The sequence below is a fragment of the Pigmentiphaga litoralis genome (assembly GCF_013408655.1).
Lineage (GTDB): Bacteria > Pseudomonadota > Gammaproteobacteria > Burkholderiales > Burkholderiaceae_B > Pigmentiphaga > Pigmentiphaga litoralis_A.
Genome location: NZ_JACCBP010000001.1, coordinates 1,927,360 through 1,953,855, shown reverse-complemented (window position 1 = coordinate 1,953,855; position 26,496 = coordinate 1,927,360). Strand labels below are relative to the sequence as shown.

At 64.1% G+C, this 26,496-nt stretch carries 24 protein-coding genes; 10 read left to right on the top strand and 14 right to left on the bottom strand.

All coding sequences use genetic code 11. The features are described from left to right. Window positions 1–22: 22 nt before the first annotated feature. The 3 genes from HD883_RS08660 to HD883_RS08650 form a co-directional block, all read right to left on the bottom strand. Window positions 23–1,444, bottom strand: coding sequence for a sensor histidine kinase (locus HD883_RS08660; protein ID WP_179586409.1), 1,422 nt, complete (start codon window positions 1,442–1,444; stop codon window positions 23–25). Next, the gene (locus tag HD883_RS08655; RefSeq protein WP_179586411.1) at window positions 1,435–2,121 is read right to left on the bottom strand and encodes a response regulator; all 687 of its coding nucleotides are present in this window, start codon (window positions 2,119–2,121) and stop codon (window positions 1,435–1,437) included. Before HD883_RS08655 ends, HD883_RS08660 begins: the two co-directional genes overlap by 10 nt. 68 nt (window positions 2,122–2,189) lie before the next feature. After that, complete coding sequence (locus HD883_RS08650) at window positions 2,190–4,556, bottom strand: penicillin acylase family protein (protein WP_179586413.1); 2,367 nt, start codon at window positions 4,554–4,556, stop codon at window positions 2,190–2,192. A gap of 599 nt (window positions 4,557–5,155) precedes the next feature. Here HD883_RS08650 and azu point away from each other — a divergent pair. Next, window positions 5,156–5,581: an azurin gene (gene azu / locus HD883_RS08645; RefSeq protein WP_257022449.1), complete on the top strand. Its 426-nt coding sequence runs from the start codon at window positions 5,156–5,158 to the stop codon at window positions 5,579–5,581. A gap of 160 nt (window positions 5,582–5,741) precedes the next feature. On the opposite strand, the gene HD883_RS08640 is transcribed toward azu, so the two are convergent. From HD883_RS08640 to andR, 9 genes are all read right to left on the bottom strand, one after another. Beyond that, the gene (locus HD883_RS08640; protein ID WP_179586417.1) at window positions 5,742–5,933 is read right to left on the bottom strand and encodes a hypothetical protein; all 192 of its coding nucleotides are present in this window, start codon (window positions 5,931–5,933) and stop codon (window positions 5,742–5,744) included. 176 nt (window positions 5,934–6,109) lie between these two features. Beyond that, a complete protein-coding gene (locus tag HD883_RS08635) occupies window positions 6,110–6,892 on the bottom strand; it encodes a YdcF family protein (protein WP_179586419.1) in 783 nt (260 codons plus the stop codon). 15 nt (window positions 6,893–6,907) lie between these two features. After that, the gene (locus HD883_RS08630; RefSeq protein ID WP_257022448.1) at window positions 6,908–8,254 is read right to left on the bottom strand and encodes a THUMP domain-containing class I SAM-dependent RNA methyltransferase; all 1,347 of its coding nucleotides are present in this window, start codon (window positions 8,252–8,254) and stop codon (window positions 6,908–6,910) included. Between the two features lie 560 nt (window positions 8,255–8,814). After that, window positions 8,815–9,237, bottom strand: a complete 423-nt coding sequence (locus HD883_RS08625) for a CopD family protein (RefSeq protein ID WP_179586421.1) — start codon at window positions 9,235–9,237, stop codon at window positions 8,815–8,817. Between the two features lie 27 nt (window positions 9,238–9,264). After that, window positions 9,265–10,536, bottom strand: a complete 1,272-nt coding sequence (locus tag HD883_RS08620; RefSeq protein WP_179586423.1) for a glutamate-5-semialdehyde dehydrogenase — start codon at window positions 10,534–10,536, stop codon at window positions 9,265–9,267. Between the two features lie 26 nt (window positions 10,537–10,562). Continuing rightward, window positions 10,563–11,600 carry a DNA polymerase III subunit delta gene (gene holA, locus HD883_RS08615; RefSeq protein ID WP_179586425.1) on the bottom strand — a complete coding sequence of 346 codons (1,038 nt, stop codon included), beginning with the start codon at window positions 11,598–11,600 and terminating at the stop codon, window positions 10,563–10,565. Between the two features lie 76 nt (window positions 11,601–11,676). After that, window positions 11,677–12,231: an LPS-assembly lipoprotein LptE gene (locus HD883_RS08610; protein WP_179586427.1), complete on the bottom strand. Its 555-nt coding sequence runs from the start codon at window positions 12,229–12,231 to the stop codon at window positions 11,677–11,679. Further along, window positions 12,231–14,891 carry a leucine--tRNA ligase gene (gene leuS / locus HD883_RS08605; RefSeq protein ID WP_179586430.1) on the bottom strand — a complete coding sequence of 887 codons (2,661 nt, stop codon included), beginning with the start codon at window positions 14,889–14,891 and terminating at the stop codon, window positions 12,231–12,233. The genes HD883_RS08610 and leuS overlap by 1 nt, the downstream gene beginning before the upstream one ends. A 140-nt stretch (window positions 14,892–15,031) precedes the next feature. Next, on the bottom strand, window positions 15,032–15,994 hold the full coding sequence (gene andR, locus HD883_RS08600; protein ID WP_179588662.1) for an anthranilate 1,2-dioxygenase regulatory protein AndR: 963 nt from the start codon (window positions 15,992–15,994) through the stop codon (window positions 15,032–15,034). Between the two features lie 215 nt (window positions 15,995–16,209). Between andR and andAc the strand changes: the two genes are divergently transcribed. The 9 genes from andAc (at window position 16,210) to HD883_RS08555 (ending at window position 25,578) form a co-directional block, all read left to right on the top strand. Continuing rightward, entirely contained in the window at window positions 16,210–17,481 is a 1,272-nt protein-coding gene (andAc, locus tag HD883_RS08595; RefSeq protein ID WP_179586432.1) for an anthranilate 1,2-dioxygenase large subunit AndAc, read from the top strand. 19 nt (window positions 17,482–17,500) lie between these two features. After that, window positions 17,501–17,974, top strand: coding sequence for an anthranilate 1,2-dioxygenase small subunit AndAd (andAd, locus tag HD883_RS08590; protein WP_179586434.1), 474 nt, complete (start codon window positions 17,501–17,503; stop codon window positions 17,972–17,974). Window positions 17,975–17,992: 18 nt separating this feature from the next. Then, window positions 17,993–18,331, top strand: a complete 339-nt coding sequence (locus tag HD883_RS08585) for a non-heme iron oxygenase ferredoxin subunit (protein ID WP_179586436.1) — start codon at window positions 17,993–17,995, stop codon at window positions 18,329–18,331. 64 nt (window positions 18,332–18,395) lie between these two features. After that, on the top strand, window positions 18,396–19,562 hold the full coding sequence (locus HD883_RS08580) for an ABC transporter substrate-binding protein (RefSeq protein WP_179588663.1): 1,167 nt from the start codon (window positions 18,396–18,398) through the stop codon (window positions 19,560–19,562). 99 nt (window positions 19,563–19,661) lie between these two features. Next, on the top strand, window positions 19,662–20,582 hold the full coding sequence (locus tag HD883_RS08575; protein ID WP_179586438.1) for a branched-chain amino acid ABC transporter permease: 921 nt from the start codon (window positions 19,662–19,664) through the stop codon (window positions 20,580–20,582). Window positions 20,583–20,689: 107 nt separating this feature from the next. After that, complete coding sequence (locus HD883_RS08570; RefSeq protein WP_179588664.1) at window positions 20,690–21,706, top strand: branched-chain amino acid ABC transporter permease; 1,017 nt, start codon at window positions 20,690–20,692, stop codon at window positions 21,704–21,706. Further along, window positions 21,703–22,452 (top strand): ABC transporter ATP-binding protein, encoded by a 750-nt coding sequence (locus HD883_RS08565; protein ID WP_179586440.1) that lies wholly within the window; start codon window positions 21,703–21,705, stop codon window positions 22,450–22,452. The genes HD883_RS08570 and HD883_RS08565 overlap by 4 nt, the downstream gene beginning before the upstream one ends. Beyond that, complete coding sequence (locus HD883_RS08560; protein WP_179586442.1) at window positions 22,449–23,165, top strand: ABC transporter ATP-binding protein; 717 nt, start codon at window positions 22,449–22,451, stop codon at window positions 23,163–23,165. Before HD883_RS08565 ends, HD883_RS08560 begins: the two co-directional genes overlap by 4 nt. A gap of 109 nt (window positions 23,166–23,274) precedes the next feature. Beyond that, a complete protein-coding gene (locus HD883_RS08555; protein ID WP_179586444.1) occupies window positions 23,275–25,578 on the top strand; it encodes a UvrD-helicase domain-containing protein in 2,304 nt (767 codons plus the stop codon). A gap of 184 nt (window positions 25,579–25,762) precedes the next feature. On the opposite strand, the gene infA is transcribed toward HD883_RS08555, so the two are convergent. After that, entirely contained in the window at window positions 25,763–26,026 is a 264-nt protein-coding gene (gene infA / locus HD883_RS08550) for a translation initiation factor IF-1 (protein ID WP_179586446.1), read from the bottom strand. Between the two features lie 236 nt (window positions 26,027–26,262). Further along, complete coding sequence (locus HD883_RS08545; RefSeq protein WP_179586448.1) at window positions 26,263–26,466, bottom strand: cold-shock protein; 204 nt, start codon at window positions 26,464–26,466, stop codon at window positions 26,263–26,265. Window positions 26,467–26,496: the final 30 nt, after the last annotated feature.

Sequence of the window (26,496 nt, the reverse complement as noted above, 5' to 3'; positions counted from 1 at the left end):
AGCCGAAGTAAAACGGAGATCGTCACCCCACGAAGTCGACCCGCGCCGCCAGGCCCAGACCAATAGTGCTGCGTGACAGCGTGATCGAGGCACCGTGCCGATTCAACACGGAGCGCACGATCGCCAATCCCAGCCCCGAGCCCGTTTGGCTCGCGTCCGGACAGCGATAGAAGCGGTCGAACACACGCTCGCGCTGGTGCTCGGCAATCCCGGGGCCTTCGTCATGGACAATCAGGCAGACGCCGTTCTTGACACGTTCAATCTGTACTGTGACCCGGCCCCCTTGCGGGCTGTACTTGATGGCGTTATCTACCAGGTTATCGATCAGCGAAATCAGACTTTCATAATCTCCTTCAATGGTAATTGGTGCATCCATGATCTGGAGCTCCAGTTCCACGCCGTATTTGCCCGCCAATGGATCAAATGCCGCAAGGCGATTTTGAACGAGGGTATCCAATCTGAGTTGCTGCAGGATCATCGTATCGGCCATGCCCTCATTGCGGCTGAGCTGAAGCAATTGGTTGACCAGGCGCGATGCGCGCATGTTGCAGCGGATCAGCGCATCCAGAAGTTCTCGTTGTCCACTATCGCCGGTGCAGTCGTGCAGTGCTTCGGCATTAACGCGCATGGCCGCTAGCGGAGTGCGCAATTCGTGCGCCGCGTCGGCGATCAGAGCGCGCTCGCGCGTGGCGCTCTTCCGAACCCGTTCCAGCAACAGGTTGACGCTTGCAACGAAGGGCTGGAGCTCTCCCACCCGAGTCGCGATCTGGAAGGGTCGCATGTCTGCGGGGTCGCGCTTTGCGATTTCGTCGCTCAACTGGTTCCAGGGGCGCAGGGCACGATAGACTGACCAGCCCGCCGGCAGCATCAGGAAAGGAAGGCTGATCAGGAGCGGCAGCACAAACAGACCCCGGGAATGAAAGGTCAGAACATGCTCCCGGAGGTCAGGTACGACAAGTGTGGCCTCGGTTGCGGTGTGTCTTGAGCGCAATGTCCTGACTCGAAACGTGCTGCCCCGTGTTTCGTGATCTTCCCTGACGGAAAACCGCGTCTGGCGGACCAGAGGGACGCGCTCGGAAGACCGATACACAAGCTTGTCATCCTGCCAGACCAACAAAGCCACCAGGAAAGGCGCATTCGTTGGTCGTGCGTCGGCGCCCTCGGCGCCATGCTGAACATCGTTTAGCGCATCGACCATGCGCGCCAGGCTTTCACGTTGACGCTCGGGGTAATGGGCCAGGTTGTCGGCGACGGAAAGAACTGCCGCGAAAATCGCATCGTTGTCGAGGATGTCGTTGGTGGTGCTGGCTTCGTGGACAGTGAGTCCCATCAAGAGTGTCCACAGCAAAAACAGCGTTATGGCCTGCGCGATCATCAGCCGCCGGAACAAGGAGGGCCGCGCCAAACAGCGAGACCCGGCGCGCGCCATGGATATCAGCGACATGATGTCACCTCGGTGGATGCGGTCGACATGGCGTAGCCAATCCCGCGCACGGTACGAATGGCATCTTTCCCGATCTTTCTTCGCAGATTCGAAATGTGGACGTCGAGCGTGTTGCTGGCGCCGGCACGGCCGTGCGGCAAAGCGGTTTCTTCCAGCAGATATCGCGCGACGACCCGTCCGGGCTGCCGCAGCAGGACAGCAAGCAAATCGAATTCGGTGCGCGACAGCTCGATGTTGACGCCGTCCAGCGTGACGGTGCGTGTGGCCTCGTACAGCACCAGCTGCTGCGATGCCAGGCGGCTTTCGCCTGCCGTGGCGGCACTGCGACGCGCCAAGGCGCGTACGCGTGACAGCAATTCGGCCAGCACAAACGGCTTGACCAGGTAGTCATCGGCGCCGCTGTCCAGGCCGTACAGCCTGTCGTGGATGGCAGTACGTGCACTGAGGATCAGGATAGGCAAGCGGCTTCGGTCACGTCGCAATCGGGCGAGAAGATCAAGCCCGTCGCCATCCGGCAGGCCGAGGTCCAGCACGACCACGTCGACATCCCCCGCATCCAGCGCGCGAGGAACGTCGACCAGGCGACGCACCCAAACGACGTCAATGTGCTGTGCCTGCATGGCCAGACCGACGCCTTTCCCCAAGTCCAGGTCGTCTTCCACCAGAAGAATTTTCATGCGCTCTGTCTCCCAACGCTTCGTTGACTTGCCGCATTCTGGCGAAAGCAGGTACCCACGAAAATCCGTCATTCCGCGATCAGCAAGCGGCGACGGCTGGGGTCGGCGCTGATCTCTCGGGTCGTGAAAGGAAGCGTCACCCATTCCTTTCGTGCGAATAGCAAGGTCTGGTCCAGTGCGTGCGGCGATTCGGGGTCGGACGACTGGGAATACGCGAGAATGGCCTTGGCGCGCGGCCCGTTGTTGTCGAAGCTGACGACCTGGAGATAGCTCGCGCCTGCTTCCACCTCCCTTACCGACGCCTCGGACTGGACGCGGCTCGCCATGGCGTTGTAAGTGCCAAGTTCATCCGGTCCTCCGTGAATGCCTGTCAGTTGGCCGCCAAGCCGCGCGCGCTGGATGTCCCCCCAGCGGCGGCCCGCGCTCCAAAGCCCGGACTGATCGACCGCTTCCACGGCGGAAGCCAGGCGCTTGCGCACTGCTGCCTGAATCTCGGTGTCGTTCACGCGTAGCCCGGCTGGGGTGTTGACCGGATCTGCGGGATCGAAGGGTATGCGCCACCATGCATCCGGCGTACTTGCCGCCATGACAAACGCTTCGAAGTATCCAAAACCGACGCCGGCATCCAAATTCGCCTTGCGGTCCCAGGCGCGCAGAGCGCTGCACCCTGTTTCGAGTTCTGGTACACCCGCGCAGGCGAGCAGCAAATCGTCCAGCCAGAGGTCGGCTTGGTACACCCGGTTTCCGGTCACCAGGGCTTGCACGTCGTCGGGTGCAAGCGTCCCGCCGCGTCGGGCAACCGCAGCGATTTGACTCAAGCCAAAGCGGGCACGCGCCGGGAGCGGCTGCCGTTCTTCGCTGACCAGTGGCGAATAGCCCGTCAGCGGGGCGGCAGGTTGCGCGATCCAGGCGCTGTCGTTGGCGTTGTGGACAAAGTCCGTGCGCAGCAGCGCCGGCATCGATTTACCAGCAACGATGCCTGCCTGAGGCGCGTCGGGATCGATCTCCCAGTGGCAGTCCTCCCGCGCTTCCAGCAGGAAGCTTCCGGGTACCAACTGAAGTTCCGGCTCGGTGATCAGACACCGCTGCAGGCGTTCAGGTGACAGCTTTGGCACTGGCGTGACGGCGAGGAATATTGTTGCACCAAGACGGTCAGCGGCAATCGTATTGTTCCAGGGGTTCCCCACGTTGCGTTGAATGAAGGTCTTGATCTCATCCAGCGAGCGGGCGCGATTGATGCCGTACCACTCTTCCACCAGCCGATGACTGTCCACCAGGGCGTCTTTGTAGGCAATGGCGGTGCCGTCTTCTTTCCAGGCTACGATCCAGCCGAATTCCGATGTGTACAAGGTACGGCGATCAATGCGCACCGCGCCGGAACGCTCCTTGACCGTGACCTGGACCGTGCGGCCGCGCATGGGTCGGCTCTGTCCGTTCACGAGATAGTTGGTGGCGTTGCCGGGATCGAGCTGCAGTCGGTAGAAGGTGCCGTGGCGCGACGTTGTCGTCGTGTGCGTCCACGCAAATTGGTCGTTAAAGCCGATGCCGACGACCGGCACGCCGGGGAGCGTTGCGCCCATGGTGTCCAGCTTGTTTTCAAGCGTGACATGCAGCATTCCCATTCGCAATGGGCCGTGCCACGGAAGGTGGGGATTGCCCAGCAGAATGCCTCGACCATTGGCGGAAAGGTCTTTGCCGATGGCCAAGGCGTTGCTTGCGGTCGGACGTCGGGCGACGGCCTGCGACAGGTGCGCGGTGACGACGTCACCGTGTGACGCCTTGCTCGATGCCCGGCTGCCAACCGAAGCGCCGGTAAAGGCCGGGGAAGGCGGAGCCGCCGCTGCGATGACGCCCTGCAGATCCAGCATGCCGCCTATCGCATTATAGAAACGCATCAGCCTGGCCAGGTCTCGTATCGTGACGGGGCGTACCCACTCGGCATTGCGGCAAGCGGCGGGCAGCGACGACGCTGCCGTGTCTCTCACAAAGCGGTTATAGCCGGCCACCCAACCCTGCATCAGCGCGGTCACTTCGGGAGTTTGCGCCGACTGCGCCGCCACGACCGAATCCTCGTCGTTCAGCAGTCTGAAAAAGATGTCGGATGACAGGTTGGCTGGCACGCCCAAGGTTTGCGGCAGGGCAACGCCCTCGCCGAAATATCTGGCGCGTTCGCCGGCCACTTCGACGAACTGCTCCGCCAGTGCGCATACGCCGTCTTGCGCCTGTACGAAGCCCACCCCATATCCCAAGCTTGCCTCGTCGACGGCCTTCACGTGCGGAATGCCATATGCGGTGCGGGTGATCTCCGCGACCAGCGGTAAACGGGACGTCGCGGATGTGCTGTCGCCGCTGCAACCGGGCAGCGCTGCAGCAAGCAGCATCGCGGACGCATTGCGCAGCAAGGCAGTGTTCAGAAGCAGGGGGCAAATCATCATGGATGGCTCGCATCGGTTGTGAAGGCGATGAAGTCTGCCGCCGTCACCTGAAGCCGGGCTGATCCGAACATGAAGATCTGATGAAGTGGCGTGCCCGATCAGGTCAAACTGTCTTGTAAGGTCCACCCTGCATATAAAGAGATGGCCGGAAGACCGATGCGGCTTGCGCGATCAAGCATTGCCCGAGTTTTTCCGGAAACGCTACACACGCGCATGAAGATGGCATAGGTCATGTAGAAGCAGAAAAACATCGACGCTGCGAACAATCCTGTCCAAAGCAGTTCGGACACACCGCGAAGCCACCAAAGAAGCGGTAGTCGATCGCTGAAAGTTCCCAAGGGGGGAAGAGGCGCACCAATGGAGCAGAAGGCTCGGTACACGATGGCCCAAGGGCAAGACATAATCATCGATCAATTCCACTGACGAAGCTTGACCTCAAGTTTCGTGGGCGCGCCTGAAGACCACCTTGGTGTGAGATGAAGAGTCGATGAAGCCGTGGCATGACCGTGCTTCTGGAGCGGTCAAGTATGATGGGCTTCGCTTGTCATCAGGAAGAGTGAATCACCATGAAGAAACACCTTATTGCCGGTATCGCGCTGATGGGCGCCATTGCAGTGCCCGGGCTGGCTTCGGCTGCCGCGTCCTGCTCGGTCGAGGTCCAGGGCAACGATGCCATGCAGTTCAACACCAAGACCATTGCGGTCGACAAGAGCTGCAAGCAGTTCACGGTCAATCTGACGCACCCGGGCAAGCTGCCCAAGGCATCGATGGGTCACAACTGGGTGCTGACGACCCAGGCGGACATGCAGAAGGTGGCGACCGACGGCATGTCGGCGGGGCTGGACAAGGATTACGTCAAGCCGGGCGACGCGCGCGTGATTGCGCACACCAAAGTCATTGGCGGTGGCGAGAAGGACTCGGTCACGTTTGACGTGAGCAAGCTGAAAGCCGGCGAAAAGTACGCCTACTTCTGCTCGTTTCCGGGACACTGGGCGATCATGAAGGGCGAGTTGACGCTGAACTGAGTCAACGCGGCAGGCAGGCCCGGCGTTGACGGTTGAGATGACCTGTCGGCACCACGGCCTGACGTCCGCTCGGATCCTGAGTCATGCATTTCGAGCGGGCAAAACAAAGGGCGACACCTTTACAGGTTCGCCCTCTCTTTTTTACAGCTAGCGAAACAGCTTAGCCATTTGCGTACTGCACGTCTTGCTTGCGCGCGATCGACTTCAAATCAGCCATCGTGGAAATGAATGCCATCGCGACTTTCGTGACAAAAGCGAAAGGTTGCGGGGCGGCATGTCCGTTGGCCAGTTCGTTGCGGACCAGTTCGCGTTCGAGAGTGTCAGTCAACTTGCTTTCTTGAACGTAGTTCATGGTATTGCTCCGTCTGGGGTTTTCACCTAGGAGTAATCACCTAGGGAATAACCCTATATTAGGGCAAACCCTAGACGAGAGCAAGCCTTGGTTCAGGAACCTGTCAAGAATGCGGGGTTTTGTGTTGCTTGCACCACAAACATGCGGCTGATGCGCCACATCGGTGCTCGCCAGGCCTAGCGAGAGCTGGCGAATGACGGCGCGTGGGCGTACAGCCAGGCGCCCAGACCCTCATGAACGATGAGCACGCTGTTCGAAAAGGAGTTGGCGTCGGGCAGCAGCCCATAGAAGGGGCGGCCGTTGGGCGCGCTGAGGTAGCCCATGGGCGCCGGGATCACCGTAAAGCCCTGTTGCAGGAACAGCCGGCGGGCGCGGGGCATATGCCAGGCCTGCGTCACCAGGACGATGCGTGTCTTGCCTTCCGGCTCCAGAAGGGCCCAGCTGCGCTCGGCGTTTTCCTGAGTGGTGCGGCTGTTGCCTTCGCGCCAGCGCACGGCTTGCTGGTGATCCTGCTCGAAGACCTCGGCCATCAGGTCGGCTTCGCTGGGGTGGCTGTCGTCTTCCCAGACCTTGCCGCCTGACACCAGCACCGGCAGGTCGCTGGACTTGGCGATGCGGGCGCCGTAGCGCACCCGTTCGGTGCTGTAGATGCCGGCCACGTCCTTGCCCCAGCCCGGATCGGACTCTCGCCGGCCGGCGCCCAGCACAACAATGGCATCGGCCCGTCCCGCCAGGGCAGGCCAGGACGCCGCGGGCAGCGGGGCATCGGTTTCCAGGCGGCGGCCGCCCCATTCCACGAACCAGGGGGTGGACAGCATCCACAGCATGGCGACGCTGCCCAGGAACAGGAGCGAGGCCAGCCTGGGCAGGCGGCGCCGGAACAGCCAGGCCAGCAGCAGCACGAGCAGCAGGCAGCCTGGCGGCAGCGCCAGCATCTTCAGCAGATAACGCAGGTCCATGGACGGTCGAACGCCCTAGCGGCGGAAGCCGCCCGCGACCAGCTCGAAGCCGAACAGGCGGCATTCCAGCGCGCCGTTGTACAGCGGCGTGCGGCGCGACGGGTTCAGACGCAGCTTTTTCGGCAGGTCCAGGTCGTTGGTGATCATGTGCATCTGCCAGCCGCCGAATTCGCGCTTGAGCGTGGACGCCCACTCGGTCCAGAGCTGCGTGTCCGTTTCCACGTCGAGTCGTTCGCCATACGGCGGGTTGGTGATGATCCAGCCCACCTGCTCGTCCAGCGGGCAGGTATCGCGCGCGTCGGCCACTTCGAAGTAGACGGCGTCTTCGGTCAGGCCGGCCCGATTGGCGTTGTCGCGAGCAGCGGCGATCGCACGTTCGTCGATGTCGGCGCCGGCCAGCTGCATGGGCAGCTTGGGCAGGATGTGGGCGCGGGCGTCTTCCTTCAGGTCGCGCCAGCGCCATTCCTGGTGGCCGCGCAGCCGTTCGAACGCAAATGGGCGGCTGATGCCGGGCGGCACGTTCAGCGCCTTCAAGGCGGCTTCGATCACGATGGTGCCGCTTCCGCAGAAGGGGTCGAGCAGCGGGCTGTCGATGCGCCAGCCCGACAACGCGAGCAGGCCGGCCGCCAGGTTTTCGCGCAGGGGCGCTTCGCCCTTGTCCAGACGCCAGCCGCGTTTGAACAGGCTTTCGCCCGACGTATCCAGGTAGAGCGTGGCGGTCGTTTCGGACAGGAAGACATGGACGCGGGCGTCGGGGCGCACGGTGTCGATGCTGGGCCGTTCGCCTTCGCGATCGCGCAGGCGGTCGCAAATGCCATCCTTGGCCCGCAGGTTGCAGAACTGCAGGCTTTTCATCGGGCTGCGGACGGCCGAGGTGTCGACACGCAGGGTCTGTTCGGCGCCGAACCAGCGTTCCCACGGGGTAGCGCGGGCCAGTTCCAGCAGGTCGTCTTCGGTGTGGACGGTGCCGTAGTTGACCTGCACCAGAATGCGGGTCGCCAGACGCGATTGCAGGTTGACCCGCATGACTTCGGTCCAGTCGGCCGTGAAATGGGCGCCGGCGCGGCCGGCCCAGGCGTCGGCAAAACCGAGGCCCTTCAATTCATCGACCAGCACGCCTTCCAGGCCTTGCGGGCAGGGTGCGAACACCGGAAAGATTTCGACGCCCGGCTTGGCGCGGGCCGCGACGGCTTCGGCCTGGGCCGTGGACGGTGGCGGAGCCGTGCGCGACGGCGAATTACGCGGGCGGAACCCGCCGCGTTGCGCACCCGGCGCGCCGCGGCCGGCGTCCATGGTGGGGCGGGCGGCGCGCGACGTGGTATCGCCGACCGAACGGTCGCCTTCATGGGCGGCGACGCTCAGGTCCTGTTCGGGTTCGGTGGAACGGTAGGTCGGGCGGCGTTCGCGGGCGTTCGGGTTGCCGGAAGACGACGCCCCGGCGGACCGGCCTTCGCCAGGGCGGCCGCCGGCTGAACGATCACCGCGATCAGAATAGGGTCGGTCGCCACCGGATCGAGGTGCAGCGGCCCGGCCTTCGCCGGAACGGCCGCCTGCTGCCGCCGGAGGACGTGCCGACGGGGACCTTGCGCCGGCCGCGGCGGGGTCTGAACGTTCCGACGATCGTTCCGACGATCGCTCCGGAAAGCGATCCGACATCCGCGGCCCCTCGGCGCGGTCCGGGCGTCCGGCGTCACGGCCGGGAGCGCCATCACCGCGGTCAGCGCGATCACCCTGGCCGGGCTCGCCGCGTTCCAGCCGGCGCGCCTTGCCGCTTTCCAGCGCCGCCTGCACCACGCGCCGCGCGCGCGGGCCGGAGCGGCTGCGGCCGTCGTCCGGCCGCGGCGAAGCGTCGGCGGGCGCGCGACCGGCCGGGTTCAGGGAAATCTTCTTGCGCGGAGGGGTGTCGGACAAAATAAGACCAATTAGAAAGGTTTGACGACCACGAAGATCACGGCGGCCAGCAGCAACAGCACGGGCACTTCGTTGAACCAGCGGTAGAACACATGCGACCGCACATTGCGGCCGGCTTCGAATTTGCGGAGCAGGCTGCCACAGGCGTGGTGGTAGCCGATGGTCAGCACGACCACCGCCAGCTTGGCGTGCATCCAGCCATTGCCGGGGCCCTTCCCGATACCATAGCCCAGGTAGAGCCACAGCCCAAGCAGCACGGCGGGCACCGACAGGATGGACGTGAAGCGATACAGCTTGCGTGCCATCAGCAGCAGGCGGGACACCACGGCCGGCTGCGTTTCCTGCGCCAGGTTCACAAAGATGCGGGGCAGGTAGAACAGCCCGGCGAACCAGGACGCAACAAACAGGATGTGAAAGGCTTTGACCCACAACATGGCGAATTCCTGAAAAAGTGAGGCGGGCTACGGCGTGCCGCGCGTCTGCGCGTCGCCGGACAGCACCCACTTGAGCGTGGTCAGGCCTTCCAGCCCGACCGGCCCGCGCGCATGCAGCTTGTTGGTCGAAATGCCGATTTCGGCGCCCAGGCCATACTCGAAGCCGTCCGCAAAGCAGGTCGGCAGATTCACATAGACCGAGCTGGAGTCGACTTCGCGCTGGAAACGGCGCGCGGCGCCGATCTGCTCGGTCACGATGGCGTCGGTGTGGCCCGACCCATGCGTCTCGATATGGTCGATGGCATCGTCCAGCGACGTCACGACCCGGACAGCCAGGATAGGCGCTAGGTATTCGGTGTCCCAGTCTTCAGCCGTGGCCGCTGCAATGCCTGGCAGCACGGAAAGTGTGCGCTCACAGCCGCGCAGCTCCACGCCGTGTGTCGCAAACGCGGCCGCCACCTCGGGCAGGAAGGCGGGCGCCACCGCTTCGTGCACCAGCAGCGTTTCCATCGCGCCGCAAATCCCATATCGGTAGGTCTTGGCGTTGATCGCGATCGTGTGCGCCTTGCGCAAGTCGGCATCCCGATCCACGTACACATGGCAGATGCCATCCAGGTGCTTGATCATCGGCACCCGCGCTTCTTTCGACAGCCTTTGGATCAGGCCCTTGCCGCCGCGCGGCACGATCACGTCCACGTGTTCCGTCATGGTGACCAGGATGCCTACCGCCGCGCGGTCGGTGGTCGGGACCATCTGCACGCCGTGCAGCGGCAAGCCGGCGGCGGCCAGGCCGTCCTGCACGATCTTGCCCAGGGCGGTGTTGGAATGGAAGGCTTCCGAGCCGCCGCGCAGAATGGCTGCGTTGCCCGACTTGATGCACAGGGCAGCCGCGTCGATGGTCACATTCGGCCGCGATTCGTAGATGATGCCGATCACGCCGATCGGCACGCGCATGCGGGCGATCTGCATGCCGTTGGGGCGGATGCGGGTGTCGGTCAGTTCGCCGACCGGGTCCGGCATGGCGGCGATCTGTTCCAGCCCGGTGGCCATCAGTTCCAGCGCGCGGTCCGACAGGGTCAGGCGGTCCAGCAGTGCCGCTTCCAGCTGATTGGCGCGGGCGGCGTCCAGATCCTTGCGGTTTTCTTCCTGCAGCCACGCGGCGTGGGTGCGCAGGCCCTGCGCCATCGCGCGCAGGGCGGCGGCCTTGGCGGCGCCGTCGGCACGGGCCAGGGCGCGCGCGGCACGGCGAGCCTGCTCGCCGACGCGCTGAAGGGTGTCGTTCAAATCATTCGATTGCATGGTGAAAAAAAACGCCGGGTAGGGTGTTACGCAGCCACGCGCAGGGCCAGCCGCGTGACTTCGTGCCAGGGGTCGGACAGCCGTCCGGGAACCCGCAGGCCCTTGATGATCTTGTCCACATCGTGCGCGTGGCGCACCGCCGCCGGCCAGGCCTGCGCCGGCACGCGCCGCAGCGCCTGGTTGGCCAGCTGTTCGTGGGTGCCGTAAAAGCGCAACGTGCGCATCAGCGCCGGCACGCTCTGGCCTTGCTGCCCCGCCTGGGCCAGCCGCGCCAGCAAGCGGATTTCTTCGCCCACGGCCCACAGCACCAGCGGCAGGGCTTCGCCTTCGGCCCGCAGGCCTTCCAGCATGCGCACCACGCGGCGCGCGTCGCCGGCCAGCATGGCGTCGCGCAGCTTGAAGACATCGTAGCGGGCCACGTTCATGACCGCGTCCTGCACGTCGTCCAGGGTCAGATCGCCTTCGGGATACAGCAGGCCGAGCTTCAGGATTTCCTGGTGCGCCGCCAGCAGGTTGCCTTCCACCCGGTCGGCCAGCCATTGCAGCACATCGGGCCGCGCCCGCTGCTTCTGCCGGCCCAGCCGTTCGCCGATCCAGCCGGGCAGAGCAGGGCGCTCGATGGTCGGCACATCGATCACGACACCGTGGGTGGTCAGCGCCGTGAACCAGGCCGAGGCCTTGGTGGTGCGATCCAGCTTGGGCAGCATGACCACGGTGACGCAATCGCCTTTCTGCGACGGCGCCTGCTTGGCCAGCCGCGCGATCACGTCGCCGCCCGTTTTACCGGGCTTGCCAGTCGGAATCTTGAGCTCCAGCAGCCGGCGGTCCCCGAACAGCGAAATCGACTGGCTGGCGCTGAGCAGGGTGTTCCAGTCGCTGCGGGCATCGGCCACGACGGTGTCGCGCTCGGTATAGCCCGCCGTGCGCGACGCCTGGCGCAGCAGGTCGCCGGCTTCGATCACCAGCAACGGTTCGTCACCCGTGACGGTGTACAGCGCTTCGAGCGACTGGCCGGCCCGTTCAAGATGCGCGGGCAGCTGCTCGGGCCGCAAGCTCATGCCCATGGCGAGGCCTCCGCGCAGGCAAGCCTGGAGGCGCCCTGACGCTGGCCGACGACCCGATGCTGCAGCATCTGCACGCTCAGACGGGCTCCACCGCGGCCATGCGGCGCAGCAGCTGCTGGATGACTTCCATCTGCATGTCGCGATACAGCAGGTTCGCTTCCGACTCTTTGGCGAGCGTGGCCGCGTCGTTGAAGGTCAGGTCGCGCTTGAGCATGATGGTGGTGGGCTGGATGAATTCGTAGCCCTTGCCATTGTGCAGACGGAACGTGAACAGATACCGCAGTTCGAATTCGCGGACACGGCCCGACGCGTCGAGCGACAGCACGCTGCGTTCGCGCGTGTCGGACAGCACCTGCAACTGCGCTTCGGCCGCCTTGGGGTCTTCAACGATCTGCGTGCTGGTGGTGGTGCGCACGTAGCGGCGCAACTGCGCGCCGAGTTCGGACGTGTCTTCAAGGTTGACGTACAGCGTCTTGAACGGCAGGTCGGCCGTGCCACGCAGCGCGAAGCCGCAGCCGCCCAGCAACGCCATCACGCCCACGGCGCCCAGCGCCTGCAGCGCGCGCCGCCGGCCCGGGGCAATGCCTGCGGTCAAAAAGCCGGAGTCCTGCAAGGTCGAGCGACTGTCCATCATCCCACCACGTTCACGAGTTTGCCCGGCACGACGATAACCCGCTTTGGCGCGCGGCCTTCAAGGAATCGGGTCACCGCTTCATGGGTGACGGCCAGCGCTTCGATCGCGGCCTTGTCAGCGGCGCTTGGCACGCTCAAGGAACCGCGCAACTTGCCATTGACCTGCAGCATCAGTTCGACTTCGTCGGTCACCAGCGCCGCTTCGTCCACCTGCGGCCAGGCCGCGTCGAGCAGGTCGCCGCGGGTGTCGGCAAATCCCAGGTCGCGCCAGGCGTGCCAGGTCAGGTGCGGCACGATGGGGTAGAGCACCGACAGCAGGATCTGCAGGCCTTCGGCCAGCGCCGCGTCGCCATACTTGCCGTCCACCTTGGCGTCGTCCAGGGTGTTCAGCAGCTTCATGCCGGCCGACACCACGGTGTTGTACTGAATGCGCTGGTAGTCGTAGTCGGCCTGCTTGAGCAGCGCGTGCACGTCGCGGCGCAGCGACTTGACGGCGTTGTCGGCAGGCGACCAATCGCTGATGGCGCCGGCGGCCTGCGCGGCGGCCACTCGGCCCGCGTTGGCATGGCAGAACGACCACAGGCGCTTCAGGAAACGGTGCGAACCATCCACCCCCGCGCCCGACCATTCCAGGGTCTGCTCGGGCGGGCTGGCGAACATCACGAACAGGCGCGCGGTGTCGGCGCCCTGGGTGTCGATCAGCGATTGCGGATCGACACCGTTGTTCTTGGACTTGGACATCGTGCCCACGCCGCCGTATTCCACGGCCGACCCGTCTTTTTTCAGCGTTGCGCCGACGATCGCACCCTTGGCGTCGTACACGTTCTCGACCTCTTCGGGCCAGAAGTATTCGATGCCGCCGGTCGCGCCCTTGCGCGAGTAGATGTGGTTCAGCACCATGCCCTGCGTCAGCAATTTGACGAAGGGCTCGTCGAACTTGACCAGGCCTAGGTCACGCATGACTTTGGTCCAGAAACGCGCGTACAGCAGATGCAGCACGGCGTGTTCGATGCCGCCGATGTACTGGTCCATCGGCATCCAGTAATCGTTGCGTTCGTCCACCATCGCGCTGTCGTTGCCCGGCGACGTATAACGCATGAAATACCACGACGAGTCCACGAAGGTGTCCATCGTGTCGGTTTCACGGCGCGCCGGCTTGCCGCAGGTGGGGCAGTCGACGTTCAGGAATTCTTCGCACTTGGCCAGCGGGTTGCCGCTGCCGTCGGGAATCAGGTGCTCGGGCAGGATCACCGGCAAGTCCTTTTCGGGCACCGGCACGGTGCCGCAGGTCTCGCAGTGGATGATCGGGATCGGCGTGCCCCAGTAACGCTGGCGCGACACGCCCCAGTCCCGCAAGCGGAAGGTGGTGCGCTTTTCGCCCAGGCCCTTGGCCGACAGGTCGGCGGCCACGGCGTCGACCGCGTGCACGTAGTCCAGCCCGTTGTACTTGCCCGAGTTGATGGTGCGGATGACGTTTTTATCGCCATACCATTCCTGCCATGCGTCGGTCGAATAGTCCTTGCCTTCAGCCGCCACCACCTGCGCGATCGGCAGGTTGTATTTCTTGGCAAACAGGAAGTCGCGTTCGTCGTGTGCGGGCACGCCCATCACGGCGCCGTCGCCATAGCTCATGAGCACATAGTTGCCGACCCACACGTCGATCGGCTGGCCGGTCAGGGGGTGGTTGACGGTCAGGCCGGTGGGCAGGCCTTCTTTTTCGCGCGTGGCCATTTCGGCTTCGGTCACGCCGCCCTGGCGGCAGGCTTCGATAAAGGCCTGCAGTTCCGGGTTGTTGCGCGCGGCGTGCGTGGCCAGCGGATGTTCGGGCGCCACGGCGCAGAAGGTCACGCCCATGATCGTGTCGGCGCGTGTCGTGAACACGTACAGGCGGCCGTCCTGGATCAGCTGTCCGGATTCGTCGCGGATGTCGTGCGTAAACGCAAAGCGGGTGCCTTCGCTCTTGCCGATCCAGTGTTCCTGCATCAGGCGGACGCGCTCGGGCCAGCCGGTCAGGTTGTCACGCACCTGGGACAACAGTTCCTCGGCGTAGTCGGTAATGCGCAGGTAGTAGCCCGGGATCTCGCGCTTTTCGACCAGCGCGCCCGACCGCCAGCCGCGGCCATCGATCACCTGTTCGTTGGCCAGCACCGTCTGGTCCACCGGATCCCAGTTGACCGTTTGCGTCTTGCGGTAGGCAATGCCCTTTTCCAGCATCTTCAGGAACAGCCACTGGTTCCACTTGTAGTACTTGGGGTCGCAGGCCGCCATTTCGCGCGACCAGTCGATGCCCAGCCCCATCGCCTTCATCTGCTTCTTCATGTAGGCGATGTTGTCGTAGGTCCATTGGGCCGGCGGCACGCGCGACTTCATGGCGGCATTTTCGGCGGGCATGCCAAACGCGTCCCAGCCCATGGGCATGAGGACGTTGTAGCCCTTCATGCGCAGCTGCCGGTACATGGCGTCGTTGATGGTGTAGTTGCGCACATGGCCCATGTGCAGCTTGCCGCTGGGGTAGGGCAGCATCGAGCAGGCGTAGAACTTGGGCTTTTCCGTCCCGTCGGGCAGCGTCGCGTGTTCGATGGCCAGGTAGGCGTTGGTCGCTTCCCAGTGGCGTTGAGCGGCGGTTTCGACTTCGGTAGGGGCGTAGCGTTCCTGCATGGTGTCCGGGGGCCTGAAAAGAGGGGCGCTGAAATAGCGGCGACCGACGCGGCGGTGATCGCTCGCGTCTGGCTCAACCCGGCATTATAGAAGGTAGGACGCCGTCGCGGACAAATTGACGGCGTGGAGCCCCCCGGCGGTCAACAGGACCGGCGCAGCGTCTCGGAAGGCGACTCGCCAAAGCGCTGCTGGTAGGCCTGCGCAAAGCGGCCCAGATGCAGGAATCCGCAGTCCAGCGCAATGGCCGACACGCTGCTGCCGGCCGGGGCGCGGCGCAGCAGGTCGCGGGCCTGGCCCAGGCGCACGTCGCGCAGGTACTGCATCGGCGTGATGTCGCGAAAGCGCCGAAAGCCCGCCAGCAGGGTGCGCACGGGCACGTCGGCCGCCGCGGCGATGTCTTCCAGGCGGATGGCGTCGCTCGCGCGTTCTTCAATGAAGGATTCGGCCTTGCGCACGCAGCGCGGCGCAATGGTGGGGGTGACAAGATCGGCTTCGTCGGACCAGCGCTGTCCCGTGGTCAGCAGGCAGATCAGCAGGCGTTCGAGTTCGACCGCGATCTTGGGATTCTGCATGGCGCACTGGAGCAGTTCCGGCGACGTCGCCATGGCGCGCAGCTGGGCCAGCCAGGGCTGGAGCGCGGCGCTGTCCAGATCCAGTTCGCGGTCGAACACCAGGCGGTTTGCGCCGGTGTGCGCGGCCACGGTGGCGCGGTCGATGCGCAGCATGAACTGCTCGCAATCGGCCGACAGCATGGCCGCAAAGGGGCGCTCGGGCGAACAGATCATGCCGCGCGCCTGGTTGACCGCCACGGCCTGGCCGTCGACGTGGGCGTCGGCATGGCCGGTCAGACAGAACATCAACAGGTAGTAGTCGTCCAGGTGGCCCGTATCCACCTGCATGGCGGCGCCGAAATTGAGCGCCCCCATGCCGATCCCGCCCACGCGAACGAAGTCCATATGCGACCGGACGCTGCCGCTGGCGCCGGGCACCAGGCGATGCGGCTGCATGACGCGCGATACCTGGTCGCGGGTCCGGTCCAGGTCGTCGGACTCGAACAGTCGGGCCTGACGCAGGGCAATCGGTTCGAAACGCTTGGCAGAAATCATACGGTGTCCATCGGCAGCAGGCGTTAAAGCAGGGGAGCTGAACACAAAGCAAGAATTGCGCCATTTGGCACAACCGTTGCTTGCGTCGGATACGTGGAAACCTGCGAGAAATGGCTAGGGGTGAGGCCATACTGCCAGAAACGGCTAGAGCCGCAATAGGTAGCTGCCCACAATGACCTCAATACGGTTTTTTGATATTCGCGGAGGTTCATATGGACGCAGTACAGGAAACAGGCCAATCGGCCGCTACCGAACACCCCATGCTGCGCTTTCCGCACGCTGATGGTGCGGCAGTGCCCTATAAGGTGTTCAGTTCTCAGGAAGTCTACGAACAGGAACAGGAAAAGATCTTTCGCGGTCCGACCTGGAGCTTCCTGGCGCTCGAAGCCGAAATCCCGAATCCCAACGACTTCAAGAGCACCTTCATTGGCGATACGCCGGTGGTGGTGACCCGTACCGCCGAAGGCGAGCTGGCCGCCTGGGTCAACCGCTGCGCGCACCGCGGCGCGATCGTCTGCCGCAAGTCGCGGGGCAATGCGTCCAGCCATTCCTGTGTCTATCACCAGTGGAGCTACGACACCAAGGGCAACCTGGAAGGCGTGCCGTTCCGCCGCGGACAGAAGGGTGGCAGCCCCGGCATGCCGGCTGACTTCAACCCGAAAGACCACGCGATGCGCCAGCTGCGCGTCGAGAGCTACAAGGGCTTGGTGTTTGCCACGTTCAGCCCGATCGTCGAGCCGCTGGCCGACTACATCGGTCCGGAAATGCGCCCATTCGTGGACCGCGTGTTCCACAAGCCGGTCGAATACCTGGGCTGCACGCGCCAGTATTCCAAGTCGAACTGGAAGCTGTACCTGGAAAACGTGAAGGATCCCTATCACGCCAGCCTGCTGCACCTGTTCCACACCACCTTCAACATCTTCCGCGTGGGGATGAAGGCGCGCACGATCCCCGACGCCAAGTCCGGGCTGCACAGCGTGATCACCGCGACCAAGACCGAAGACGACACGTCGTCGGCCTACAAGACGCAGGCCATCCGTTCGTTCGATGAAGGTTTCGCGCTGGAAGACGACTCGGTGCTGGGCATGATCTCGGAATTTGACGAGGACATGACCAACCACATCCAGCCGATCTTTCCGCAACTGGTGATCCAGCAGATCCACAACACGCTGGTCGCCCGCCAGCTGCTGCCCAAGGGGCCGGACAACTTCGAGCTGATCTTCCACTTCTTTGGCTACACCGACGACACGCCGGAAATGCGCGCGCTGCGGATCAAGCAGGCCAACCTGGTGGGCCCGGCCGGCTACATCTCGATGGAAGACACCGAAGCCACTGAGCTGGTCCAGCGCGGCACCGTGCGTGATGGCGACGCCACGTCGCTGATCGCCATGGCGCGCGACAAGCCGGAGCTGCAGGACACCATGGTGACCGAAAGCCTGATCCGCCGTTTCTGGGTGGGTTACCAGAAGCTGATGGGCTATTGATTAAAGACAGGTGAGAACGATGGAAAAAATGCTGTTGTGGTTCGAGATGCACAGTCTGCAGGAACGGTACGTGAGCGTGCTCGATAACGACCAGTTGGAAGAGTGGCCCACGCTGTTCGTGGAAGACTGCTTCTACGAAATCATTCCGAAAGAAAACGCCGACATGGGACTGAAGATCGGCGTGATCTATTGCGACAGCCAGCGCATGCTGCGCGACCGCGTGCTGTCGCTGCGCCACGCCAACATCTACGAAGAACACACCTACCGCCACATGACGTCGGGCATGCAGATCACGCAGATCGATGCCGACACGGTCGAGACGACATCGAACTATGTCGTGGTGCAGACGCGCGGCAATGGCGAGTCCTTCGTGTATCAGGCTGGCGTCTACAAGGACGTCGTGGTGCGCACCGGCGAAGGCTGGAAATACAAGCGCAAGAGCGCGGTGTTCGACACGTCGCGCGTGCAGACCCTGCTCGCCACGCCCATCTGATCGTTGACGGAATCCACCATGTCTGAAGAGCTTTCCCAAGACGCGCCCGAATGGTTCGACATTGGCGCGCCCGCCGATTTCGATGATGGCGAGGTCGCCCCGGTCGTTGCCGACGGCATCGAGATCGCCGTGTTCCGTATCGGAGAGGACCTGTTTGCCTTGCGCGACAAGTGCACGCACGGCCGCACCAAGCTGTCCGACGGCTTCATTGAAGATGACTGTATCGAGTGCCCCTTGCACCAGGGCAAGTTTGCGATCCGCACCGGCGAGCCCATGAGCGAACCGGTGACCAAGGCTGTCAAGGTATTCCCTGTCCGGGTGGTCGACGGCCGGGTGCAGGTCAGTACGGCAGCCTGATTTCGTCCTTTTTTGCAGTCCCCATCCTTTCGGAGCACCCGCAATGTTCGAACACGCACTAGTCATGAAGCGTCTGGCCCTTGCTTGCGCGACCCTCGGCCTGGTCACGGCTGCCGCTGCCGCTTCGGCCGCGCCGATCAAGGTCGGCCTGGCGATCGACATCTCCGGCCCGTTCGCCGCCGCGGGCGCCGATCAGCGCGACGGCTTCAACCTGGCGATTGAAATGCTGGGCAACAAGCTCGGCGGCCAGCCTGCCGAGTTCCTGCAGACCGACATGGCAGGCAACCCCGACCAGGCCCGCCAGTTGGTGGAACGCTGGATCCAGCGCGACAAGATCGACCTGTTCAGCGGCCCGACCGGATCGAACGTGGCGCTGGCCGTCGGCCCTGCGCTGTTTGCTGCCAAGGTGCCCTACATTTCTAGCAACCCCGGCCCCAGCCAATATGCCGGCGCGCAGTGCAACGCCTACTTCTTCGGCACCTACCAGAACGACACCGTGCACGAATCCGCGGGCAAGTTCGCGTCCGACAAGAACTACAAGAAGACCGTGCTGATCGCGCCGAACTACCCGGCCGGCAAGGACGGCCTGACCGGTTTCAAGCGCCGCTACACGGGTAACGTAGCCGACGAGATCTACACCAAGCTGGGCCAGCTGGATTATTCGGCCGAACTGGCGCAACTGCGTTCGGCCAAGCCCGACTCGCTGTACTTCTTCCTGCCGGGCGCGATGGGCATCAACTTCATCAAGCAATTCGTGGCGGCCGGCCTGTCGAAAGACATCACGCTGATCGCGCCGGCGTTTTCGGGTGACGAAGACATCATCCAGGCCGTGGGCGAGCCGATGCTGGGCCTGTTCAACACCGCGATCTGGTCGCATGACCTGGATATCCCGGCGAGCAAGACCTTCGTGGCCAAGTTCCGCGAAAAGTACAAGCGCTATCCGTCGCTGTACGCCGCGCAGGCCTTTGACGTGATCATGGGCATGGACGGCGCGGTGCGTGACGTGGGCGGCAAGGTGGCGGATCGTCCGGCCCTGGTCAAGGCGATCAAGGCGGCCAACTACTCGTCGATCCGGGGCAAGTACACCTACGGCAACAACCACTATCCGATCCAGGACTATTACGTCCGCCTGATCGGCAAGGATGCGCAAGGCGTCATCACCAACAAGACGCTGGGCAAGGTCCTTGAGAAGTATCAGGACTCGTATCACGACGCCTGCAAGATGATGTAAAGGTCGTTCCGACGAGGGGTGTTGCCTGGGGCGCTGCGGCGCCCGCGGCGGCATCCTTCTTCGTTCGTAGGGCTGCTTCAATCCGGGATACAGAACAATATGGATTCGATATTTGTCATTGAGCAATTGCTCAACGGCCTGGGGTACGGCTTCATGCTGTTCCTGCTCGCGGCCGGCCTGACGCTGGTGTTCGGCATCATGGACACCATGAACCTGGCGCACGGCTCGCTGTTCATGGCGGGCGGCTATGTGGCCGCCACGGTCCACACCCAGACCAACAGTTTCATTGCCGCGGTGCTGGCCGCCGTGGCCGTCACCATGCTGGTCGCGCTGCTGCTCGAACTGTTCCTGGTGCGCCGCCTGTATGGCCGCGACCACCTGGCGCAAGTCATGGCGACCTTTGGCGTGATCCTGATTGCCGACGACGTGGTCAAGGCCATCTGGGGTCCATCGCCCCTCATGGCGCCGACACCCGCCGGCCTGACCAATCCGGTGCAGATCCTGCCCGACCTGCCGTATCCGTCCTACCGCCTGGTGATCCTGGGCGCGGGCCTGGCCATTGCGCTGGGCCTGTACCTGCTGGTCAACCACACCCGTGTCGGCATGCTGGTGCGCGCCGGCGCATCGAACCGCAAGATGGCGGAATTGATGGGCGTGCGGGTGCGCGGCATCTTTACCTGGGTGTTCCTGCTGGGCGCGGCGCTGGCCGCCGTGGCCGGTGCGCTGATGGGGCCGATTTCGGCGGTCGAGATCGGCATGGGTGAAGCCATCCTAATTCCCGCCCTGGTGGTGATCGTGATCGGCGGCATCGGGTCGATCCGCGGCGTGTTCATCGCGAGCATGCTGGTGGGCCTGGTCGACATTGCCGGCCGTGCCTTCCTGCCGCCCATGCTGCGCGCCACCCTGCCACCCAGCATCGCCGCCGACCTGGCGCCCGCGCTGACCGGCATCGCGATCTACGCGCTGATGGCAGGCGTGCTGGCGTTCAAGCCGGCCGGCCTCTTTCCTGCCCGAGCCTGAGGAGCATCATGTCTACTGTCATTCCTCCCGTGGGCACGCCCGCGGCGGCCACACCGGCTGCCACGCCGCGCGCCGCCCATGCGGCGCCCCGCGACACCCGTCCGGTCATGTCGCGCCTGCTCAAGATCGGTCCATGGCTGCTGCTGGCCCTGCTGATCGCCTTGCCCTGGATCGCCCCGGCGCTGGGCCAGGACTATTACGTCGGCTTCGTGCGCCGCGCGTTGATCTTCATGCTGGCCGTGGCGGGCCTGAACTTCATTCTTGGCTATGGCGGCATGGTCGCGCTGGGCCAGGCCGGGTTCATCGGCGTGGGTGCCTACACCCTGGTCGCCATGTCCGATGCCGGATTCACGTCGGCGTGGGCCATGTGGGGCGCGGCCGCGGTGGTGGCCGGCCTGGTGTCGGCGGTGGTCGGACTGGTGTCGCTGCGCACGCGCGGCGCCTACTTCATCATGATCACGCTCGCCTTCGCGCAGATGATCTATTACGTGTCGGTCTCGGTCAACGCCTACGGCGGCGATGACGGCTACAACCTGCCGCAACGGCCGGCCCTGGGTTTCGGACTGGACAGTGCCAACGATGCCACGCTGTACTGGGTGGTGCTGGCGATCGTCGCCATCCTGTTCGTGGGACTGAACCGGATGACACGGTCGCGCTTCGGCCATGCCCTGGTCGGCACGCGCGACAACGAAACGCGCATGCTGGCCCTGGGCTACCCGGTGTTCGCGATCCAGCTGGTGGCCTTCGTGATTGCCGGCGCACTGGCGGGTCTGGCCGGCGCGCTGCTGGTCACGCACAACAGCTTCGTCAGCCCATCGGTGATCAACTGGACGCAATCGGCCACCATGATCGTGATGGTGCTGCTGGGTGGCGTCGGCCGCCGCTGGGGCGGTCCGATCGGCGCGGGCGTGTGGATCGCGCTGGAAGAGCTGTTCCGCGGCTATACCGAATACTGGCACTGGCCGCTGGGCGCCTTGCTGATCTTCCTGGTGTTCTTCGCGCCGCGCGGCATTGCCGCCCTGGCCGACGTGCGGGCCAAACGGTCGTTCACACGCGACACGCCGGTTTCCCCTGCGGCTTCTTCCGCGGCTTCTTCCGCGGCTTCCCCCAAGGTGACGTCATGAGCCTTTTCCAAGCACAGGGCCTGGTCAAACGGTTTGGCGGTCTGACGGCTACCGATCACGTCGATCTCGACGTCGGCCTGAACGAAGTCCACGCGCTTATCGGTCCGAACGGCGCCGGCAAGTCGACGCTGGTCAACCTGATCTCAGGCCTGCTGCCGGTCGATGCGGGCCGCCTGGAGCTGGACGGCGTGGATCTGACGCGCCTGCGTTCCAATCAGCGCGTCAAGGCTGGCCTGTCGCGCTGCTTTCAGGTCACCAGCATTTTCCGGGATGCCTCGGTGCGCGACAACCTGCTGCTGGCCGCGCAGGCGCATAGCGGCACCAGCTTCCGCTTCATGGGCAACCGGGAGCACGACCACCAACTGCTCGACACCGCCATGGCCCTGGCCGAACGGGTCGGCCTGCAGCACGAGTTCGACCACATTGCCGGCGCCTTGCCGCACGGCGGGCAGCGCAAGCTGGATGTCGCGCTGGCCCTGGCCGCACGGCCCAAACTGCTGCTGCTGGATGAGCCCATGGCCGGCATGGGGCAAGACGAATCCGCCCGCATGATCGAACTGATCCGCAGCCTGCGTACCGACATGGCCATCTTGCTGATCGAACACGACATGGATGCCGTGTTCCAGCTGGCCGACCGCGTCACGGTGCTGGTCTACGGCAAGGTGCTGACGTCGGGCACGGCCGCCGCCATCAAATCCAATCCCGAAGTCCAACGGGTCTACCTGGGCACGGAGACACACGCATGAGCGCCCCCGCATTGTTGTCCTGCCGCGGCCTGGAAGCCGGCTACGGCGCCAGCCAGGTGCTGTTCGGCATCGATTTCGATATCCGCGAAGGCGAGGTCGTGACCCTGCTCGGCCGCAACGGCATGGGCAAGAGCACCACGATCAAGACCCTGGTCGGCTCGCTGGCCCCGCAGGGCGGCGATATCCACTTCACCGGCAAATCCACGCTGGGCATGCGCCCCGACGCCATCGCGCGCCTGGGCATGGCCATCGTGCCCGAAGGCCGCCAGTGCTTCCCGAACCTGAGCGTGCGCGAACACCTGGTGGCCTTTGCCGACAACCGCAACGGCCGCAAGGACGAATGGACGCTGGACCGCATCTACGGCCTGTTTCCGCGGCTGAAGGAACGCGCCCAGAACCTGGGCAACCAGCTGTCGGGTGGCGAGCAGCAGATGCTGGCGATCGGCCGGGCGCTGTCCACCAATCCGCGCCTGCTGATCCTGGATGAGGCGACCGAAGGCCTGGCGCCGGTCATCCGCGATGAAATCTGGCGTTGCCTGACCCAATTGAAGGCCGCTGGCCAGACGACGCTGATCGTCGACAAGTACGTGGAACGGCTGGTGGAGTTTGCCGACCGCCATGTGATCCTGGAACGCGGCAACGTGGTGTGGACCGGGTCGTCACCCGACCTGGCCGCCGACCGCAGCCTGTGGACGCGCTACATGGGGGTCTGAGCCCCTGGGCTGAGGACATGGGTGGCCTGCCCGGGGGTTGTCGCGGCGGAGCAGGGGTGGGGTAAGTGCTAGACTGCCTGCCGCTATTCCGTTTTGTGAAAGACCGCCAATGTCCTTGCTCGACAACCTCAATCCCCCCCAGCTTGCCGCCGTTACCCTTGAGCCTCGCCACGCCCTGGTGCTGGCCGGGGCAGGCAGCGGCAAGACGCGTGTATTGACGACGCGCATGGCCTGGCTCATCCAGACGGGGCAGGTAAGCCCGCACGGCCTGATGGCGGTCACCTTCACCAACAAGGCGGCCCGCGAGATGCTGACGCGGATGACGTCCATGCTGCCCATCAACACGCGCGGCATGTGGATCGGCACCTTCCACGGGCTGTGCAACCGCATGCTGCGGGCGCATCACCGCGATGCCGGCCTGCCGCAAACCTTCCAGATCCTGGATACCGCCGACCAGCTGTCGTCGATCAAGCGGATGTTGAAGGGCGCCGGCATCGATGACGAAAAATTCCCGCCGCGCCAGGTGCAGCAGTTCATCAACGGGTCCAAGGAAGAGGGCCTGCGCCACACCGACGTCGAAGCCAACGACAACTTTAACCGCCAGCTGGTCGAGCTGTATGGCATGTACGACGCCCAGTGCCAGCGCGAAGGGGTGGTCGACTTTTCGGAATTGCTGCTGCGCAGCTATGAATTGCTGTCGCGCAACGCGCCGATCCGCGAGCACTACCAGCACCGTTTCCGCCACATCCTGGTCGACGAGTTCCAGGATACGAACCGCCTGCAGTACCGCTGGCTGAAATTGCTGGCGGGCGGGGGCGGCGCCGTCTTTGCCGTGGGCGACGACGACCAGTCCATCTATGCCTTCCGCGGCGCGAACGTCGGCAATATGGCCGAGTTCGAACGCGACTTCGCGGCTGACCAGGTGATCCGTCTGGAACAGAACTACCGTTCCTACGGCCACATCCTGGACGCGGCCAACATGCTGATCCGGAACAATTCCGGCCGGCTCGGCAAGAACCTGTGGACCGATCGCGGCCATGGCGAGCCGATCCGCGTGTATGAAGCCATGTCGGACCAGCAGGAAGCGCAATGGGTGGTCGAAGAAATCCGCTCGCTGGTCAACGATGGGCGCCTGCGTAGCCAGATCGCCATCCTGTACCGCAGCAACGCCCAGTCGCGCGTGCTGGAACATGCGCTGTTCTCGGCGCAGGTGCCCTACAAGGTGTACGGCGGCCTGCGATTCTTTGAACGCCAGGAAATCAAGCACGCGCTGGCCTATCTGCGCCTGATGGAAAATCCGCACGAAGACACGGCCTGGATGCGCGTCGTGAATTTCCCGACGCGCGGCATTGGCGCGCGCACGCTGGAACAGCAGGCCGACATCGCCCGCACTCACGCCATCAGCCTGTATTCGGCCGTGGGACACGTGGCAGGGCGGGGCGGCAACAACCTGGCCCAGTTTGCGTCGCTGGTCGATCGCATGCGCTTTGAAACCCAAAATCTGCCGCTGCACGAAATCGTCGAACACGTGATCGAGGCCAGCGGCCTGATCGCGCACTACCAGACCGAAAAGGAAGGCACCGAGCGCATCGAGAACTTGCGCGAACTGGTGAACGCGGCGGCGGCGTTTGCGTCCGAAGACGGCTATGCCGCCGATGACGCGGGCGCCCTGGCGACGACCCTGCCCGAGACCGGACAGGTGCTGCCATCACCGCTGGCCGCCTTCCTGTCGCACGCCGCACTTGAAGCCGGCGACAACCAGGCCAGCCTGGGCCAGGACGCCGTGCAGCTGATGACCGTGCATGCCGCCAAGGGGCTTGAGTTTGAGGCGGTCTTCATTTCGGGCATGGAAGAAGGCCTGTTCCCGCACGAGAACAGCATCCTCGAGCCCGCCGGACTGGAAGAGGAACGCCGCCTGATGTATGTGGCGATCACGCGCGCACGCGAACGGCTGTACATGAGCTTTTCGCAGACCCGCATGCTGCATGGCCAGACGCGCTACCACATGCGGTCGCGCTTCCTGACCGAAGTGCCGGAAGAATCCCTGAAGTGGCTCACGCCCAAGATGGGGCTGGCCAAGGGCATGGATACGGCGCCGGCCTGGGGAAGGTCGTCGGCCTGGATCGATAGTGAATCGGCCGATGGCGTCAGCATGGGCCGCAGCCGGGGCAAGGACGTGCACGGCTATGTCGGCGCGGCCGAGACGTATTCCAGCCGACGCACGGCGCAGGCAGGCGTCGAGGTCAACGGAAAGACGTTCATGGTGGGACAAAGCGTGGCGCATCCCCGCTTTGGGGAAGGGGTGATCGTTCATCTGCAAGGCGCCGGGCAGGACGCCCAGGTGCAGATCAACTTCAGTGGGTCGGGCACCAAGACCCTGGCGCTCGGCGTGGCCAAGCTGGATCCGATCTGATGGCCGGGTGAACCCAGCGCGGCGGCCGTCGCGGCGGTTGGCGTGCCGGGAACAGCATCCCGGTGTCGGCCAACGCGCGTCTGGCTGCGCACGCTAACGATTCAGCAACTGCGGTCGGGCACGTGTTGACAACAAAACAGCACGGCACGACAGGGACTCAGGCAGGCGAACCTGCCCCGCACGCTTAACGGCGCGGAGGACGTGGCGTGCTCGGGGGACCCGAACGCTCGTCTTTGTGGCGGAAGCTGATGCGTCCCTTGGTCAGGTCGTAGGGCGACAATTCCATCGTCACCTTGTCGCCGGCCAGGATACGGATCCGGTGCTTGCGCATCTTGCCCGACGCGTAGGCCGCGACTTCCATGCCGTTTTCCAGGGTGACCCGGAAGCTGGTGGACGGAAGCACTTCGGCGACGACGCCTTCCATTTCAATAAGGTCTTCTTTAGCCATATGTGATTCTCCGATGCATCGCCAGGATGCAAGAAATTACGCGTGAGCTCCACGATAGGAACCCGACACGATCGACGCTATCCGACGCCATCGGCACCCAACAAGAGGCGAAGCATGGGGAGCGCGAGCGGTATGCTCTAAGAGTACTGCGGAAGCTTTGTCGCGGAAACGACAAATGGGGCAACAAAGTTGCCCCATCGCCAAAAAACCCCGGTAGGGGCTTTCTGCAATAGAAATTACAGAGGCTGGATATTGGAAGCCTGACGACCCTTCGGGCCGGTGGTCACTTGAAAGCTGACCTTCTGGTTTTCTTGGAGGGACTTGAAGCCTTCCGTGCGGATTTCCGAGAAGTGTGCAAACAGATCGTCGCCGCCTGCATCAGCCGTGATAAAACCAAAGCCCTTGGCGTCGTTAAACCATTTGACGGTACCGGTTTCCATTATTTCTAATCCTTAATACATTGTGGGGTT

Coding starts and splice junctions, on each gene's coding strand:
- HD883_RS08660 (WP_179586409.1), bottom strand. CDS start 1,444: ATGTCGCTGATATCCATGGCGCGCGCCGGGTCTCGCTGTTTGGCGCGG.
- HD883_RS08655 (WP_179586411.1), bottom strand. CDS start 2,121: ATGAAAATTCTTCTGGTGGAAGACGACCTGGACTTGGGGAAAGGCGTC.
- HD883_RS08650 (WP_179586413.1), bottom strand. CDS start 4,556: ATGATGATTTGCCCCCTGCTTCTGAACACTGCCTTGCTGCGCAATGCG.
- azu (WP_257022449.1), top strand. CDS start 5,156: ATGGGCGCCATTGCAGTGCCCGGGCTGGCTTCGGCTGCCGCGTCCTGC.
- HD883_RS08640 (WP_179586417.1), bottom strand. CDS start 5,933: ATGAACTACGTTCAAGAAAGCAAGTTGACTGACACTCTCGAACGCGAA.
- HD883_RS08635 (WP_179586419.1), bottom strand. CDS start 6,892: ATGGACCTGCGTTATCTGCTGAAGATGCTGGCGCTGCCGCCAGGCTGC.
- HD883_RS08625 (WP_179586421.1), bottom strand. CDS start 9,237: ATGTTGTGGGTCAAAGCCTTTCACATCCTGTTTGTTGCGTCCTGGTTC.
- HD883_RS08620 (WP_179586423.1), bottom strand. CDS start 10,536: ATGCAATCGAATGATTTGAACGACACCCTTCAGCGCGTCGGCGAGCAG.
- holA (WP_179586425.1), bottom strand. CDS start 11,600: ATGGGCATGAGCTTGCGGCCCGAGCAGCTGCCCGCGCATCTTGAACGG.
- HD883_RS08610 (WP_179586427.1), bottom strand. CDS start 12,231: ATGGACAGTCGCTCGACCTTGCAGGACTCCGGCTTTTTGACCGCAGGC.
- leuS (WP_179586430.1), bottom strand. CDS start 14,891: ATGCAGGAACGCTACGCCCCTACCGAAGTCGAAACCGCCGCTCAACGC.
- andAc (WP_179586432.1), top strand. CDS start 16,210: ATGGACGCAGTACAGGAAACAGGCCAATCGGCCGCTACCGAACACCCC.
- andAd (WP_179586434.1), top strand. CDS start 17,501: ATGGAAAAAATGCTGTTGTGGTTCGAGATGCACAGTCTGCAGGAACGG.
- HD883_RS08585 (WP_179586436.1), top strand. CDS start 17,993: ATGTCTGAAGAGCTTTCCCAAGACGCGCCCGAATGGTTCGACATTGGC.
- HD883_RS08580 (WP_179588663.1), top strand. CDS start 18,396: ATGAAGCGTCTGGCCCTTGCTTGCGCGACCCTCGGCCTGGTCACGGCT.
- HD883_RS08575 (WP_179586438.1), top strand. CDS start 19,662: ATGGATTCGATATTTGTCATTGAGCAATTGCTCAACGGCCTGGGGTAC.
- HD883_RS08570 (WP_179588664.1), top strand. CDS start 20,690: ATGTCGCGCCTGCTCAAGATCGGTCCATGGCTGCTGCTGGCCCTGCTG.
- HD883_RS08565 (WP_179586440.1), top strand. CDS start 21,703: ATGAGCCTTTTCCAAGCACAGGGCCTGGTCAAACGGTTTGGCGGTCTG.
- HD883_RS08560 (WP_179586442.1), top strand. CDS start 22,449: ATGAGCGCCCCCGCATTGTTGTCCTGCCGCGGCCTGGAAGCCGGCTAC.
- HD883_RS08555 (WP_179586444.1), top strand. CDS start 23,275: ATGTCCTTGCTCGACAACCTCAATCCCCCCCAGCTTGCCGCCGTTACC.
- infA (WP_179586446.1), bottom strand. CDS start 26,026: ATGGCTAAAGAAGACCTTATTGAAATGGAAGGCGTCGTCGCCGAAGTG.
- HD883_RS08545 (WP_179586448.1), bottom strand. CDS start 26,466: ATGGAAACCGGTACCGTCAAATGGTTTAACGACGCCAAGGGCTTTGGT.